Source organism: Alkalihalobacillus alcalophilus ATCC 27647 = CGMCC 1.3604, assembly GCF_000292245.2.
Classification (GTDB): domain Bacteria; phylum Bacillota; class Bacilli; order Bacillales; family Bacillaceae_D; genus Alkalihalobacillus; species Alkalihalobacillus alcalophilus.
This window is the reverse complement of the sequence record NZ_ALPT02000021.1, coordinates 19,653-36,323: the sequence shown is the minus strand read 5'-3', so window position 1 is coordinate 36,323 and position 16,671 is coordinate 19,653. Positions and strand designations below refer to the sequence as shown.

Below are 16,671 nucleotides of genomic sequence, written 5' to 3'. Positions count from 1 at the left end.
AAAACAACATATCAAATAAGCTTATCGTTTAAGTTACAAATAAATGATAACTTGACAACGCTTACTTGTCAATAGGTTTCATCCAACAAGTATGTAACCATTCTGTTTGCACAAACTTTATGTTTTTTTAACGAGATACAAGATTTTATACTTTATTTCTTAGCGTTAAGAAAAAATTAAAATATGTTCTAAAATAAACAAAAAAGCCTTTATAACGGGTTACAGTTTTTTCTGTAATTACCGATTATAAAGACTTTTCGTGTTATATTTGTGAAGATAAGTCACTCACATGACCCTCTTTAGAAACCGTTTTTACTGAATCTCGATGAATAATCTTCCCTTTAATCAACACTCTTCCATAACTCTTGTTCTTGTCTTTAATTTTTTCAATCAAAAACTTCACAGCCACTTTCGCCATTTCTTCAGTATCAACTTGAACTGTTGTCAGCGGAGGATTAGATAAAGTAGAATAAATATCATTATCAAACCCAACGACTGAACAGTCATCAGGAATAGAATAATTTAAAGATATTAGTTTATTAATTAAATTAAAACCAACTTGATCACAGTTACACACAAAAGCTGTAGGAAGTTGTTCAGGTAATTCTAAATCAATATATTTCCCACGTTCATCACGGTCATTAATAATGTAATTCGTATTGAGTGGAATCTTATGCTCCAATAAAGATTTATAATATCCTAAATAGCGGTCTTGAATACTACTTGTGGAGTGAATGTTCCCAATAAAAGCAATTTCTCGGTGCCCATTTTTAATTAGGTAATTAGTAAGTTCATAAACTCCATAAAAGTTATCCGTAACGATGGAATCTACTTCTGAATGATCTGTGTAAAAGTCTAAGAGAACTTTTGGGATCTCATGCTCCGTTAACAGATCAATGTATTCACTGCTAACTTGACCTAAAATGACGAATCCATCAACTTTGTTTTCGTAATAAGTTCTTGGTAATATTAGCTTCTCTTCATCATTCGTCGGTAAGATTTGTAAAATGCCATAATAATTATAACGCTCAAGCATTTTCGTAATATGCTGATAGAATTTTAAATAAAAGGATTGATCTTCTCCAGTAAATCGCTCAGGAATAATGACGCCGATATTGTATGAACAGCCTTCTTTCATCGACTTTGCCATAACATTAAAGCGATAGCCCATTTCTTCTGCGAGGTCTTTAATTTTTAATTTAAGTTCCTCACTAACACCCTCTTTGTCATTCAGAGCCTTTGAAACGGTAACACTACTTACACCTAATTTTACTGCGATATCACGCATCGTAACATTACTTTTCATTTGACCACCTCCACTTCTACAAGTATTTCACAAAACCCTTATGATTAATATTAAACGAAATTAGAACGTTTGCAAACTAATTTTATTTCTGTAGAAGTTGTAAATTTTTCTCAACTAAAGTCTTTCGTTGTTCGGCACACAATAAAGAGTGTAATGGATCTTCCGGTGTATTAAATGTATAATCAATTAACTTGTCAATCGTTGTAGTAGCTACATGCATTCTCGTGTCACTTGAGGCATAATATATAAATACGTCATTTTCCTCGTTAACGATCGCACCATTACAGAAAATAACATTTGAAACATCTCCAACCCTCTCTTCATCATAAGGAGCTATAAAGTGCCCGCCTGGCTTTGCAATTATTTTTTCTGGTGCTTCTAAACTTGTAGCAAACGTATAAAGTACATATCTTAATCCAGCTGCTGTATTACGAACACCATGCGCGATATGAATCCAGCCTTTATCCGTTTTAATTGGAGCTGGCCCTTGACCATTTTTCACCTCATAAACAGTGTGGTATATTTTTTCGTCGATGATCTTTTCTTCTATAATAACAGGATTTAAGATATCATCACACACTCCGAACGCAATACCTCCACCTTTACCAGTAGAAATAAAACCATCTTGCGGTCTTGTATAAAAAGCATACTTCCCATCGATAAATTCTGGGTGTAGCACAACATTACGTTGCTGAGGAGAAGGCGTCTCGATGTTCGGCAATCTCTCCCACTTCTTTAGATCCTTCGTTCTCACTAACCCAGCTTGAGCAACCGCACTAGATGTATCAAACTCAGGAGCAGCTGGATCCTTGCTTTCAGAGCAATAGATCCCATAAATCCAGCCATCTTCATGTTGAACTAAACGCATATCATAAATGTTCGTCTCTTCCTCATACTGATTCTCCCAAGTAATTGGAGTATCAATAAATCGGAATTGATCAATTCCGTTATCACTTACAGCCAATGCAAAAAATGACTTACGATCTAACCCTTCCGTTCTAACAACTAAATAATATTTTCCATCTAGAAATATTGCACCAGCATTGAATGTTGCATTAATACCTAATCTCTCCATGAAATAAGGATTAGTTGTTTTATCTAAGTCAAATCTCCAGTGTAATGGCACATGATGACGAGTGATAATAGGATACTGATAACGGTCATACACACCATTATAAAAGTCTGTTTTCACGAAGTTTTTTCTAGTTAGTAAATCCTCTTGTTCTTTAAGTAATTCAAAATATTTTTCATGTATCATCTTCTGGACACTCCTCATAAATTAATCGTTTATGCCGTTGTTATTTGTTACCTAATCGTTAACTATATACAATTAATAATATTACTTAATTAAACGAATGCTGTCAATGGATAAAGCGTGTTCTTACTCGTTTTACCATTTATCACTTTTGAGTAACTGATCACTTTTTTATTATAAGTGATTGAAGCTTTAGCACTACGTATTATTCAGTTAAGGCTAGACTACCGAAAACAAAAATTAATTTTCTCTTCCCCACTATAGTATAGAATCATATGTCTTTAAATTTATACCTTTGGTTTGCTTTAGTACACTCTTTACAATAGGCATAGAATGTATATCCATTCTGAATCGTCTTAACACCAATGATTTATTTGGAGGTATCCAGCTACGAAAGCTCTCATAAAAACCCTATTACATCTATTCCTGCTTCCAAAGATGTTTTTAAATTAAAACAGTGTTCAATTAACTGCCTTTCGCTGAACCGATTAAAATATATTTATCTGTTTAATCAAAAATCCACTTATCGTGATGTCCACAAGTTTCAGTATCAACTGTGAAGTAATACTCCGTCAGACTAAGCGTTAATATGGTTTTTATTAAAATAAAGTTATAAAATATTTAAAATAAGGTAAAATTAACTATTCTTTTAGTTAACTTATGTGATAATATAAATTTATTCAAGTCATTGAAAGCGTTATCACTGTAACTTTACTAATAAAATACAGGAGGAGGGAAGGTTATTTTTATAAGTAAAGTACATTGATATATAAATTTAAGGGGGTATTAGTATTATGAGAAGTATGAAGCTTTTATTTGCTATGTTTATTTTAGTTTTTTCCTCTTTTACTTTTAACTTAGTAGTTGCGCAAGCTAGTGGACATGGACAAATGCATAAAGTACCTTGGGCACCCCAAGCTGAAGCACCTGGAAAAACGGCTGAGAATGGAGTCTGGGATAAAGTTAGAAATAATCCTGGAAAAGCCAATCCTCCAGCAGGAAAAGTCAATGGTTTTTATATAGATGGAACAACCTTATATGATGCAAATGGTAAGCCATTTGTGATGCGCGGAATTAACCACGCTCATTCCTGGTACAAGCCTCACATAGAAACCGCGATGGAGGCAATTGCTGATACTGGAGCAAACTCCATTCGTGTAGTTCTCTCAGATGGACAACAGTGGACCAAAGATGATGTTGACGAAGTAGCAAAAATTATATCTTTAGCAGAAAAACATTCTTTAGTTGCTGTTCTTGAGGTACATGATGCACTCGGAACAGATGATATTGAACCATTACTTAAAACAGTCGATTACTGGATTGAGATCAAAGATGCTTTAATCGGAAAAGAGGACAAAGTAATTATTAACATTTCTAATGAATGGTTTGGTTCTTGGAGCAGTGAAGGTTGGGCAGAAGGATATAAAAAAGCAATTCCTTTACTAAGAGAGGCGGGTCTAAAACATACACTTATGGTTGACGCAGCTGGGTGGGGACAATTTCCTAGATCTATTCATGAAAAAGGATTAGACGTTTTTAACTCAGACCCATTAAAGAATACAATGTTTTCCATTCATATGTATGAATGGGCAGCGGGTAATCCTCAACAAGTAAAAGACAATATTGACGGTGTTCTTGAAAAGAATTTAGCTGTAGTAATTGGTGAGTTCGGTCATCATCACTACGGAAGAGATGTTGCTGTTGATACGATCTTAAGTCATTCAGAGAAGTATGATGTAGGTTGGCTTGCCTGGTCTTGGCACGGAAATAGTGGTGGTGTAGAGTATCTTGACTTAGCAACAGATTTTTCAGGGACGCAACTAACTGAATGGGGAGAAAGAATTGTGTACGGTCCGAATGGTTTAAAAGAAACTTCTGAAATCGTTAGTGTATACAAAAAATAATTAATCTTAAAGTTAGGTTATTCTTAGTAATTAAATATACATTTCTGGCTATCAATATACTTGATAGCCATTTTTTTGTTAATGGGTAGCTCAACCCCTAGTTATTATTGATCTCACGAATCTCCCTTTCTTGTCTTAGTACACAAAGAAGAAATGCCTTTCATTTGCTCTGCTATTGATTTTTAGTCATTTTCTGTAATTGATTCATTGTTCAACCTCGTATGGACAGGTTATTATTATTAAACAATTGTTGGACCGCCTTCTTTCAATATCCCAGTCATGATATATACAAAACTGATACTATGTCAAGAAAATAGACACAGATTTTTCTACCGCGCTTTCGCTTGGTGGCCTTCATAAAAAAGTTTAAATAAGAGCGATTTAAACTTTTTTATGAAGGAAAAATTATGCTGCATTTTTTCCATATATACACTCAAATTCATTCGGTGTAAAGTAATCTAAGGTCGAATGGATCCGCTTGGAATTGTAGAAGAACTCGATGTATTCAAATAATGACTTTTTCGCTTCTTCCCTCGTACTATATTTTGTTTGATAAACAAGTTCACGTTTAAGAATACCGTGAAAGGACTCGATACAAGCGTTGTCGTAACAGTTGCCTTTTCGGCTCATGCTGCCGATCATTTCATATTTTCTTAATAGATTCTGATACTCATAGGAGGCATATTGAACACCGCGGTCTGAGTGATGGATAACTCCTTTTCCTGGCTTTTGGCGTTTGTAAGCCATTTTTAATGCAGATATTACTAATTCCTTTGTCATGGTTTTATCCATAGCCCAACCTACTATTTTACGAGAATACAAGTCGATTACGCTTGCCAAATACAACCAACCTTCATTGGTTGGAATATAAGTGATATCAGTGACCCACAACTGGTTTGGTTTAGAAGCTTTAAACTGTCGATCTAATACGTTTTCACTTACTGGATGCTTATGCTTCGAATTAGTTGTAGCCTTGTATTTTTTGACGGTACAAGATTTCCACTGGTTCTTAGTCATGATGCGTGAGACTGTACGTTCACTAACCTCCACACCACGTTTATTAAGGGTTTTAGTAATTTTAACACGGCCCTAACGCTGTTTAAATTCTAGGTGGGTTTGAAGAATTTCTTGTGATAATTTCTCATGTTTTTTCTGCCTATCACTTTTAGGTCGTTTTAGCCATTTAAAGTATCCACTTTTGGAAACTCGCAGAACGCTGCACATCTTCTCCACTCGGAATGGGGAGCGGTTTTCATGAATAAATTCATATTTTACCGAGGGCTTTTCGCGAAGTAGTGCATCGCCTTTTTTAAGATTTCATTTTCCCCCTTTAGATCGCGTATTTCCTTCTGAAGGGCCTTTAATTCAGCCACATCTGATGAAAAAGATTTTACAGCCTTAATTTCTGGTTGCTGACCATACCTCTTCACCCAGCCATGTACAGTATTCTCGTTGACACCAATTTCTCTAGCTACCTGAGCTACAGCTTTATTGTTTTCACTGATATACTTTACTGTTTCAATTTTAAAAGCTTCATCGTATCGTTTACCTCTTGCCATACAGACACACCTCGTTATAGTTGATATATTTATTATAACAATCTGTGTCTACTTTTTAGTCTAGCATCAACGCCAGAAAACAGTTAGCGGTTTTAAAACAAAAAGAGAAGCACAAGCAGCATGTTCTGAAATGCAGCAGGCTGTTAACTCTGAAACGTTTGTAGACGAAAGTAGTATCAACTTCAAAGATTTTGCTCTTCAGTGGCTAGAACTTTATGCTGAGACTTCTAAGGTAAGTACGGTTAGAGCAAGAAAAGTAGAAGTCAATAGGTTGCTTGATTATCTAGCTTATGTAAAACTTAAAGACGTAAACGTTGTAAAGTACCAAGCTATCCTCAACGACTTAAAGAAAAAGGGCTATGCCGATAATACAATTAGCGGTGTTCATACCTCAGCCCGAATGATCTTTAAAAAAGCTATGGAATATGAGCTTATCAAAAAGAACCCCACCGATTATGCTAAACCACCACGAAAAATACAAACAGTAGAAGAAATTGAGAACAAGAAGCAAGAAATTAAATTTCTTGAAAAAGAAGAACTTGTCCATTTCCTAATAACAGCAAAGAAAAAAGGACTTTCACAAGATGGGATTGTCTTCTCTATTCTAGCTTACAGTGGAATGAGAATTGGAGAACTTCTAGCATTAAAGTGGAAAGACATTGATTTTGAGGAATCTACTATAAACATTACAAAAACCCTTTATAATCCGAAAAATAGAACTAAAGAATATCAACTACTTTCACCTAAGACAAAAGGATCGATTCGTAAGATTAAAATGGATGCCAATGTCATGAACGATCTGAAGCAGCATAAAAAGGAACAAAATAAATTAAAAATGATGATTCGAGATGAATACGTTGACCAGGATTTCGTTATTGCGAAGTCATCAGGGTATCCTGAGAATGTAAAAGTTATTGAAAACCGTATGAAACGAATTCTTAAGTTAGCCGAGATCGATAGACACCTCACTCCCCACTCACTTAGACATACTCATACATCACTTCTCATTGAAGCCGGAGTTGGAATTAAAGAAATTCAACAGCGTCTCGGCCATACTGATATTGAAACCACCATGAATATTTATGCTCACATGACTGCCGATATGGAGGAAAAAGCCTCCCACAAGTTCAGTGAACTTATGAGAAGCTTATTCTAAACCTACTTTAAAATGTGGTCAAATTGTGGTCATATTGTCAATTTTAACCTTTTGAAGTAGCCAAAATCCTATCTTATTAGGGATTCTGGGGACATGATTACATCATGCCACCCATTCCACCCATGCCACCCATTCCGCCCATATCAGGCATTCCTGGTGCATTTTCTTCTGGTAAGTCTGCTACTACAGCCTCAGTTGTTAAGAACATCGCAGATACACTTGCTGCGTGTTGCAGGGCTGAACGAGTTACTTTAACTGGATCAAGGATACCCGCTGCAATCATGTCTGTGTATTCGCCTGTTGCTGCGTTGAATCCAATTCCAACCGCTTCGCCTTTTAGACGTTCTACGATAACAGAACCTTCAAGACCTGCATTGTGTGCAATTTGGCGAATTGGCTCTTCAAGAGCACGAAGAACGATACTCACACCCGTTGCTTCATCACCTGTTGCGTCTACCGCTTTAACGGCTCCAATAACCGTTACTAGAGCTGTACCACCACCAGCTACGACACCTTCTTCAACAGCAGCACGAGTTGAGTTAAGGGCATCTTCAATACGAAGTTTACGCTCTTTTAGTTCTGTTTCAGTTGCGGCACCAACTTTAAGAACAGCCACTCCACCTGCTAATTTCGCTAAACGCTCTTGTAATTTCTCTTTGTCAAAATCAGAAGTTGTTTCTTCTACTTGAGCTTTGATTTGGTTGACACGAGCTGAGATTTGAGCTGGCTCGCCTGCACCTTCAACGATTGTTGTGTTTTCTTTTGTCACAACGACTTTGCTTGCACGACCAAGTTGAGAAATGTTCGCTGATTTAAGGTCAAGACCTAAATCTTCTGTAATCACTTCTCCACCAGTTAAGATCGCAATATCTTCAAGCATTGCTTTACGACGGTCACCAAATCCTGGAGCTTTAACGGCTACCGCATTGAATGTACCACGTAATTTATTAACAACTAATGTTGCTTGAGCTTCCCCTTCAACATCTTCAGCGATGATTAGGATTGGTTTACCTTGTTGAACCACTTGCTCAAGAACTGGTAGGATTTCTTGAATGCTTGCAATCTTTTTATCCGTAATTAAAATATATGGATTTTCAAGAACTGCTTCCATTTTGTCAGAATCGGTTACCATGTATGGAGAAACGAAACCACGATCGAATTGCATACCTTCTACTACTTCTAATTCAGTAGAGAAACCTTTTGATTCTTCGATTGTAATAACGCCGTCGTTTCCAACACGTTCCATTGCTTCTGCGATAATTTGTCCAACTTCTTCGTCAGCTGCTGAGTTAGCCGCAACTTGTGCGATTGACTCTTTGCCTTCGATTGGTTTCGCAATATTTTTAAGTTCTGTAACCGCAGCAGCTGTTGCTTTTTCAATCCCTTTACGGATACCCATTGGGTTCGCACCAGATGTTACGTTTTTAAGACCTTCACGAATCATCGCTTGAGCTAGAACAGTCGCAGTTGTTGTACCGTCACCAGCAATATCATTCGTTTTGCTAGCTACTTCTGCTACTAATTTAGCACCCATGTTTTCGAATGCATCTTCTAATTCGATTTCTTTTGCGATTGTTACACCGTCATTTGTAATTAATGGTGAACCGAATTTCTTTTCAAGAACAACGTTACGTCCTTTTGGTCCAAGCGTTACTTTTACGGCATTTGCTAATGTATCTACACCACGAAGCATTGCACGACGTGCGTCTTCACTGAATTTAATTTCTTTTGCCATTGTCTCTACCTCCTAAAAGAATCATAAATATAAACGGGTCCGTGCCCAAATTTGTTCTATTAACCGATAACAGCTAGAATATCACTTTCACGAAGGATTAAGTATTCTTTTCCATCGTACTTTAATTCCGTTCCAGCATATTTAGAGAAAATGATTTTGTCGCCTTCTTTAACCTCAAGTGCAATACGTTCACCGTTATCAGCTACGCGTCCAGCACCTACAGCAACAATTTTCCCTTCCTGCGGTTTTTCTTTAGCAGAGTCTGGTAATACGATACCGCTTGCTGTTTTTTCCTCAGTTTCAACTTGCTCGATCACAATACGATCACCTAATGGCTTTAACAAGGAAAACAACCTCCTTCAAGTAGATAATATGTAATAGTTTTATTATTAGCACTCGTTGCATATGAGTGCTAACACAATTATTATAATAATCATTCAATCCACCTTTTGCAAGTATTTTGCGTTAGATTTTCTGCTTTTTTTCTCGATAATTTTCGTCATATCTCTTCATTCCTGTATTAAAACCACTCATTGATAGAAAAATAATAGAGAGAAGAGTTATCTTCTGCGATAAATGAAGAGCTGTGGTAATATAAATGGAGGAAACATGAATAAAGGAGACTTTAAATGACAAAACGCTATTGGTTCGTAATCCTTACATACATACTAGTTGCCCAACTTGCAGCGATTCCGATCGCCAGATTTCTTCTATTCTCAGGTCTTGAGGAAGGGCCAGCTGCTGGATTAGCAAATATTATTTCCTTTTCTTTAGGGTTAATCATTATCTTATTTTTACTTAGACCAGATATGAAAAATCGCCATAACACCCCAGGTCGTTCGACACGTTGGCAGGCGGTTGGATGGTCATTACTAGGGATTTTAATGGCTTATGGTGGTCAAATCCTTGCTAATATTGTGGAACAAATGGTTCTTGGAATTGAACCCGGTTCGGAAAATACAGCTGAAATCATTGCGATGATTGAATCCTTTCCATTCATGATCCTAATTGTCTCAATCATTGGACCGATTTTAGAAGAGATTATTTTTCGGATGATTATTTTTGGAGCACTTTATAAACGATTTAATTTCCCAATTGCAGCCGTATTAAGCTCAATTATTTTTGCTGCGGTCCATTTTGACTTTAGCCATTTACTTATTTATACGGCAATGGGTTTTGTCTTTGCTTATTTATATGTCAAAACAAAACGCATACTCGTTCCTATTATTGCCCATATTGCTATTAATACAATCGCCGTCATTCTCAACCTTCTCCTTGGCGATTTTATCAACGAACTATTAGAGCAGCAAGAATCACTTAATCAAGCGGCTTTATTTATTGGAGGACTTTTATGAGATTTTCACCTTTAACGATATCAATTATTTATTTTTCAATGGGAACACTCTTCATTATGCTAGCGATTAGAAGTGTCAATATGTCAGGTTGGGATGTTTGGACGATTCTTCTAATGGGCTTCGCTGCGTTTGATTATTTCTTAGCGATCCGTTATTTCCAATTACGAAAAATAATAAAAAAGATGCAACAAAGCAATAACGAAAATGATAATAAATAACAAAATGTCCATTAAAATAAAGAAGAGAGGCTGGGACATAACTAGCTATAGAAAGTAGAAAACAAGTCCAAATAACATATATTAGTTGTTTTTCGGTTCCATATTTATCCGTTTTGAATTTTGTCACTACACGCTATTACCTACAAGTATAAAAACGGAGATTTCCCTAAGCCCTAGCGGACGAGTCATGCGGAGACTCCCGTGGGATCTAGTGGCAGGCCGAAATCCACTAGTGAAACTAGTTAGTTCGGTGCCACCCCACAGGACGCGAAGGCAACTGAAAATGTCTCATCCTAACCTTTAACTGGGAAGAATCTCAACCGATTAGGTGATTCATTAGATGATCAATTATGGCTTCGACTGGTTTTTCTTTGACCAAAACGGAACGAGCGGAATGCCCGGAGACTCCTGCGGGACTAGTGAGGAACGGGAGACCCCGCAAGCGTTAAGCGAGGAGGCTCCCGACTCACCCGCGGAACGCGTAGGGCATGCAGCGAGTGGAGTAAAGCAAAATGATAAGCCATATTCTAACGTTAGGACTTTTTCAGTGCCCTCCAGGACGCGGAGCATGATTTTCGGGAGCGATGAGTAGAACGCCATTCATCGCCATCCACTACAGTTCCAAGAACTAGAACGAAAGCCGGTAACATTTTACTCATTGTAAAATGTTACCGGCTTTTCGTATCAGAGGAGAGTTTTGTTCCCGTCTCTTTTATGCTCTCCCCTTATCCTTACAAACAACAAAACTAGTTGTCGATATCATCGCTACTCACTAACAGACTAAAAAGGTGCCCTCTTATTTGTTCCTCTTTCACTAAAATGCCGTCTTTATTTAAAATAATGACATCCTCTTGTTCCTCTAACCAACTTAATAATGATTGTTCTGTTTCGTTGTCATCCCTATGCTCAATGACAAGCTCCTGATTTATAAATGTTTCGGTACCGATTATTTTATCTGTTTCAAATAAGCGCATTCGCCAAAATTTTTGATAAGAGGAAACCTTTGGACCAAACACTAATCGCTCATTATTTTCTCCATCAGCACTTACCTTCATCACACTCCCATCAAACTCTACAAATAAATCCATTCCATAATCAATGTTATTATCATAGCGGTTATGCTCTAATTCCCTCGCATCCATCGTTAAAATATCATACCCAATAACAAAGGCCACAAATAATATCATAATGGAACTTACAATTTGTCTTGTCATATGGAAGTCCTCCGTTTTTGTTTTCTTAACTACACTTCTTTTCCACCATTCTTTACGTTTCAAACTACTTTTTTTAATAAAAATCATGATCTTTTAAATCTATCCAAGATTGATTCCTGTTTTTATCATAGTTTTTCATATTAATTAATTTCGACCCGTATAATTCCTCCTAATTAGACTATCTAATATTTCGCTCTCCTAATCATTACGTACTAGTTAGAAAAATTTCTACCAATTACTTTTTTAGTAAATATAGGAAATGCTATTTTCTTTCATGTTTTGATAGATTAAGATAAAAAAACAACTATGATACTTACATATTATTACAAATTTCTTTTTAGGAGGTGAAGGTCGAGTCGCTTTTTACCAAATAATGAAGAAGAGGTGGAATATGTAAATGAAATTTCAGAAGAACCGATTCATCCTTATCCTATTAGCATCACTTCTTATTTTCTCCATGTTAACACCTTATCACGCATTGGCTGAGACAAACCGTTCACCACATACTTCTGTCAAAGATAGTGCATCTGTCCAAGAAAAAATTAGTAATCGACTGCTTTCTGAATTTGAAAAAGAAGAATATGTTACTTTTTTAGTCAAACTAGATGAACAAGTAGATACGATGAAAATCGCAGAAGATGCGATGTCTATAGCTACCCAACAAAAAGCTTCTCCTTCACAAGAGAAATTAATGCAACGCTCCGCTGTTGTTTCTCATTTAAAGGCTACGAGTATGGAAACACAGCATGAAATACTTAATTGGTTAGAAAAACAAAAGGAAACAAAATCTGTTCAAGATTATGAATCCTTCTATATTGTCAATGCTCTTGCTGTAACAGCAACCGAAGAGGTTATGAAAGAGCTTGCTACTCGTCCTGAAGTAGCAAAAGTACTTCCAAATGAAACAAGACAACTAATGACCCCTACACAAACCTCAGAATCAACTCCTGAAGAAATAGAAACAAGCTCAATTGAATGGAATATTGAACGAGTCGGTGCCCCAGAAGTTTGGAATATGGGTATCGATGGCTCAGGTACTGTCGTTGCGACGATCGATACAGGTGTTCAATGGGATCACCCTGCTTTAATTGAACAATACCGTGGTTATGACCCAACCGATCCTAATAACCCAGAGCACCAGTTTAGTTGGTTTGATGCTACCGCTGGTGAATCGACTCCATATGATGACGACGGGCATGGAACACATGTAACCGGAACAATGGTTGGGGTTGAGCCCGATGGTTCAAATGCGATTGGCGTTGCACCTGGTGCACAATGGATTGGAGTAAAAGCATTTACTGCTGCCGGTGGAACAGACCGTGATTTACTAGCCGCTGGTGAATGGATTTTAGCTCCAACTGATGCTGATGGAAACCCACGTCCAGACATGGCTCCAGATGTTGTCAACAATTCATGGGGGGGCGGACCGGGCTTAAATGAATGGTATCGCGAAATGGTTCAAAACTGGCGTGCGGCTGGCATTTTCCCTCAATTCGCGGCAGGTAATACTACCCTATTTAACCCTGGTGGCCCTGGTTCAGTAGCCGTACCTGCGAACTACCCAGAATCATTTGCAGCGGGGGCAACAGATATTGGTGATAACCTTGCTGGATTTTCACTAAGAGGTCCATCACCATATGATGAAATCAAACCTGACTTAAGTGCACCAGGTGTCAATATCCGTTCTGCCGTACCTGGAAGTAACTATCAAGGTGGATATAATGGTACCTCAATGGCTTCTCCACATGTAGCCGGAGTCGTTTCCTTATTATTACAAGCTGACTCTTCCTTAACCGTTGATCAACTGGAAGAAATTATGCTTGAAACAACGATTCCAATGACAAATGCCGAGTATCCAACTACTCCTAACCACGGTTATGGTTACGGATTAGTCAACGCTTTTGACGCCGTATCTTCTGTCGTTTCAGGTCTCGGTTATGTAAGTGGTCAAGTCGCAAAGGAGGGGGACGATTCAGAACCTCCTAGCTTTGAACATACGAGCCCATCTGAATCTTATTCTCATATGGATTTACCACTTGCCATTGTTGCAAAAGATAATGTCAGTGTAACAAGTGTTGAGGTTCGTTATGAAGTGGACGGAGACTGGACAACACTTGAAGCAGAACTCCTTTCAGGAAATCACCTCGAAGGAACTTATACGGCAACGATTCCAGGCGATGATATTTCTGGTAATACCCTTGAATATCAAATCGTCGTTACTGATTTTGTTGGCTTAACAACAGAAAGTGAAATTTATGAAGTATCCATCACACCAGGTATTTCCGTTGGATATTTCGAAGACTTTGAAGAATATCCAGTAGGTTGGTATTCCTATGGAGCAAATGATGTATGGGAATGGGGTGTGCCACAGTCTGGTCCTAGCGCAGCAGCCTCTGGTGAAAAAGTTTATGGTACAGACTTAGAAGCAGATTACCCTAACGACGCCAATATGACTCTAATAATGCCTCCGGTTGATTTAACCGATGGTGAGGAAGCTTATTTACAATTCAAAGCTTGGTACAATATTGAGTTAAACTATGACTTCGGACATGTGTTTATCTCTACTGACCAAGAAAATTGGGAACAAGCAGTTCGTTTTAATGGAGTGTCATCAGATTGGGAGGATGTTGAAATCGATTTAACCGAGTATGACAGCGATCGCCTTTATGTCGCTTACAATTTAGCAACTGATTTCAGTGTCGTTCGCCCTGGCCTATACATTGATGATGTCACAATTACATCAGAATCATCAGGTTCATCTGCCGCTCAATTAGGCGTTGAACAGCCAAAAGAAGAAAGTGACAAAGTCAATGGAAATACAACGACTCATTCAGTTACTGGTTTTGGATTCTCTTCTATTATTAATGATACGTTAAAGAGAATTAAATCAAAAGTAACCGAAGTTGTCCAAGTGATTGTTGATAAAATTGACTATATTAAAGAAAAAATTGATGCTGGAAAAATTAAACCTGATGACGGTGAGGACGGCAAAAAGCCACCAATTGAAGAGCCCGATTCTGAAGAGCCAGAACCAACTCCAACCTTACTACCAATACAAGCACATGTTCATGTATTGGAAACAGGTCGCTCGGTGACAACAAACCCTGCAGATGGTTCATATAGCCTTCTTCATGCACAAGGTGACTTCACATTAAGAGCCGAAAGCTATGGTTTCCGTTCATCCGAACAAACCGTTTCAATCGTTGACGATGAAGAAGCCCTTGCTAACTTTGTCCTTGAAGAAATTCCGACTGGAAACGTGTCAGGGACTGTAACGAATGAACAAACAGGTGAGGCCATCACGAATGCAACTCTTATGTTGATGGAAGATGCCAATGTTGTGCCGGTACAAACAGACGAAAACGGTCAATATAATTTATCCGCCTATGAAGGAACGTATACATTATATGTATTGGCTCCTCAGTACCACAGTGCCGAAGTTGAAATAACACTGACAGGTGGAGACACGATCGTTGAAGACTTTACTCTTGAGCCATTTATCGGCTATGGAGCTGAAATTGGCTATGACGATGGAACAGCTGAAAATGCTCGAGCCTTCTTTGATGCAGGTAACGGTTGGGCTGTCAGAATGTCCTTAGAAGAAGGTCAAGATTCAGCCATGGTAACAGGTGGTCTCTTCCGCTTCTGGGATACGGAATGGCCAGTACCTGGTGGAACCGAATTTCAAGTAACGGTTTATGATTCAACAGGACCAGACGGAACTCCTGGAAATCGTTTACTAGATCCGATTGATGCTACGGCTAATCGTGATGGTACTTGGACAGAAATTGATTTATCTGATTATGGATTAGTAGTAGATGGTGACTTCTACTTAGTCTATATTCAAAAACACGCAAATCCAGATACACCTGGACTTGCGACCGATGAAGACGGTCCAAACGCTGAACGTAGCTGGCAATATGTTGGTGGAGCTTGGTCACAAACACCATTAGCAGAAGGAAACTATATGATTCGTGCTCTTGTCGACTACGAATTAACAGCTCCGACCATTACGTCACCAGAATCAGGAACCTATACAAATGAAGAGTCCATTGTTGTAACAGGTGAATCAGCTCCATCACTTGATGTCGCCGTTTACAACCATGGCGAAGAAGTTGCTCAAACGACAACAGATGAATCTGGACAGTTTGAAGTAGAGTTCGATTTAGTAGAAGGAGAAAATGAAATTACAGCCAAAGCTCTACTTGAAGTCGGTGTAGGTCCAGAATCTGAAGCTGTAACAGTTATTCTTGATCAAACAAACCCGATATTAACGATTGATGAGCCCGTTGATGGTTCAAAAACAAATCGTGAAACAGCGACCGTCACAGGTACAGCTGAAGATGATCATATTGATGAGGTTATTGTTAATGGACAGTCTGTTGCCGTCAATGAAGATGGTTCTTTCTCTCAACGAGTTTTATTAGATGAAGGAGAGAATGTGATTGATGTAACAGCAGTCGATTTAGCTGGAAATGAAGCTTCGACAAGCGTCACGATTACAGCTAAATTTACGGCTCCAACCATTTCAGACTTAACTCCATCAGATGATAAAAACTTAAAGGCCGGTGAAACTGTTAAAATCGAATTCACGAGTGAGCCTGGACTTGAAGCCACATTTGCGATTCGAATGCCACTTACGAATGTACAAAATGTAAATGAATTACCAATGCGTGAGGAATCGGAAGGTTATTACGTCGGTTATTGGACCGCTACCTCTAACGTGAAAGTAGAAGGGGCCGAAATCGAAGTAAAAGTCGTCGATGACTTCGGAAACGAAACACGCGAACTCGCAGAAGGAAAATTGAATGTGAATATTGATTAAAACTGAAATTTTAAAAGCCCCGAAAAGTTTTTGGCAAACTTTTTGGGGCTTTTTTTGCTCTTAATTACCTATTAGCCCTCTTTGGTGGCCTTTGATTCCCTTTGCAGCTCTTATTCAATGGCTTTTGGCTTCATTGTGGTCTTT

General features: G+C 38.0%; 10 protein-coding genes and 2 pseudogenes. 6 read left to right on the top strand and 6 right to left on the bottom strand.

The annotated features are described in order from the left end of the window. Window positions 1-262: 262 nt before the first annotated feature. Together BALCAV_RS07680 and BALCAV_RS07675 are read right to left on the bottom strand one after the other, a co-directional pair. Window positions 263-1,306, bottom strand: a complete 1,044-nt coding sequence (locus BALCAV_RS07680) for a substrate-binding domain-containing protein (RefSeq protein ID WP_004428267.1) — start codon at window positions 1,304-1,306, stop codon at window positions 263-265. An 82-nt stretch (window positions 1,307-1,388) separates the two neighbouring features. After that, window positions 1,389-2,564, bottom strand: coding sequence for a glycoside hydrolase family 130 protein (locus BALCAV_RS07675; protein ID WP_004428268.1), 1,176 nt, complete (start codon window positions 2,562-2,564; stop codon window positions 1,389-1,391). Window positions 2,565-3,355: 791 nt separating this feature from the next. On the opposite strand from BALCAV_RS07675, the gene BALCAV_RS07670 reads away from it, so the two are divergent. Then, window positions 3,356-4,465: a glycoside hydrolase family 5 protein gene (locus tag BALCAV_RS07670; RefSeq protein ID WP_004428269.1), complete on the top strand. Its 1,110-nt coding sequence runs from the start codon at window positions 3,356-3,358 to the stop codon at window positions 4,463-4,465. A 405-nt stretch (window positions 4,466-4,870) separates the two neighbouring features. Here BALCAV_RS07670 and BALCAV_RS07665 read toward each other — a convergent pair. Further along, a pseudogene (locus tag BALCAV_RS07665) lies at window positions 4,871-6,024 on the bottom strand (IS3 family transposase). Window positions 6,025-6,103: 79 nt separating this feature from the next. Between BALCAV_RS07665 and BALCAV_RS23065 the strand changes: the two are divergent. After that, window positions 6,104-6,169 (top strand): annotated as a pseudogene (locus BALCAV_RS23065) (Arm DNA-binding domain-containing protein); the annotation flags it as partial. Further along, window positions 6,155-7,180, top strand: a complete 1,026-nt coding sequence (locus tag BALCAV_RS07655; protein ID WP_003321002.1) for a tyrosine-type recombinase/integrase — start codon at window positions 6,155-6,157, stop codon at window positions 7,178-7,180. The pseudogene BALCAV_RS23065 and the gene BALCAV_RS07655, both read left to right, overlap by 15 nt. A 97-nt stretch (window positions 7,181-7,277) precedes the next feature. Here BALCAV_RS07655 and groL read toward each other — a convergent pair whose 3' ends face one another. Both groL and groES read right to left on the bottom strand, forming a co-directional pair. Then, the gene (gene groL, locus BALCAV_RS07650; RefSeq protein ID WP_003321003.1) at window positions 7,278-8,915 is read right to left on the bottom strand and encodes a chaperonin GroEL; all 1,638 of its coding nucleotides are present in this window, start codon (window positions 8,913-8,915) and stop codon (window positions 7,278-7,280) included. A gap of 59 nt (window positions 8,916-8,974) precedes the next feature. Next, window positions 8,975-9,259 (bottom strand): co-chaperone GroES, encoded by a 285-nt coding sequence (gene groES / locus BALCAV_RS07645; protein ID WP_003321004.1) that lies wholly within the window; start codon window positions 9,257-9,259, stop codon window positions 8,975-8,977. A gap of 285 nt (window positions 9,260-9,544) precedes the next feature. On the opposite strand from groES, the gene BALCAV_RS07640 reads away from it, so the two are divergent. Together BALCAV_RS07640 and BALCAV_RS07635 are read left to right on the top strand one after the other, a co-directional pair. Further along, window positions 9,545-10,270: a CPBP family intramembrane glutamic endopeptidase gene (locus BALCAV_RS07640; protein ID WP_003321005.1), complete on the top strand. Its 726-nt coding sequence runs from the start codon at window positions 9,545-9,547 to the stop codon at window positions 10,268-10,270. After that, window positions 10,267-10,488, top strand: coding sequence for a YdiK family protein (locus BALCAV_RS07635; RefSeq protein ID WP_003321006.1), 222 nt, complete (start codon window positions 10,267-10,269; stop codon window positions 10,486-10,488). Before BALCAV_RS07640 ends, BALCAV_RS07635 begins: the two co-directional genes overlap by 4 nt. Window positions 10,489-11,234: 746 nt before the next feature. Here the strand turns inward: BALCAV_RS07635 and BALCAV_RS07625 are convergent. Next, window positions 11,235-11,702: a hypothetical protein gene (locus BALCAV_RS07625; protein ID WP_003323571.1), complete on the bottom strand. Its 468-nt coding sequence runs from the start codon at window positions 11,700-11,702 to the stop codon at window positions 11,235-11,237. Window positions 11,703-12,099: 397 nt separating this feature from the next. Here BALCAV_RS07625 and BALCAV_RS07620 point away from each other — a divergent pair, with 397 nt between their 5' ends. Then, window positions 12,100-16,527 carry a S8 family peptidase gene (locus BALCAV_RS07620; protein ID WP_003323570.1) on the top strand — a complete coding sequence of 1,476 codons (4,428 nt, stop codon included), beginning with the start codon at window positions 12,100-12,102 and terminating at the stop codon, window positions 16,525-16,527. Window positions 16,528-16,671 lie beyond the last annotated feature (144 nt).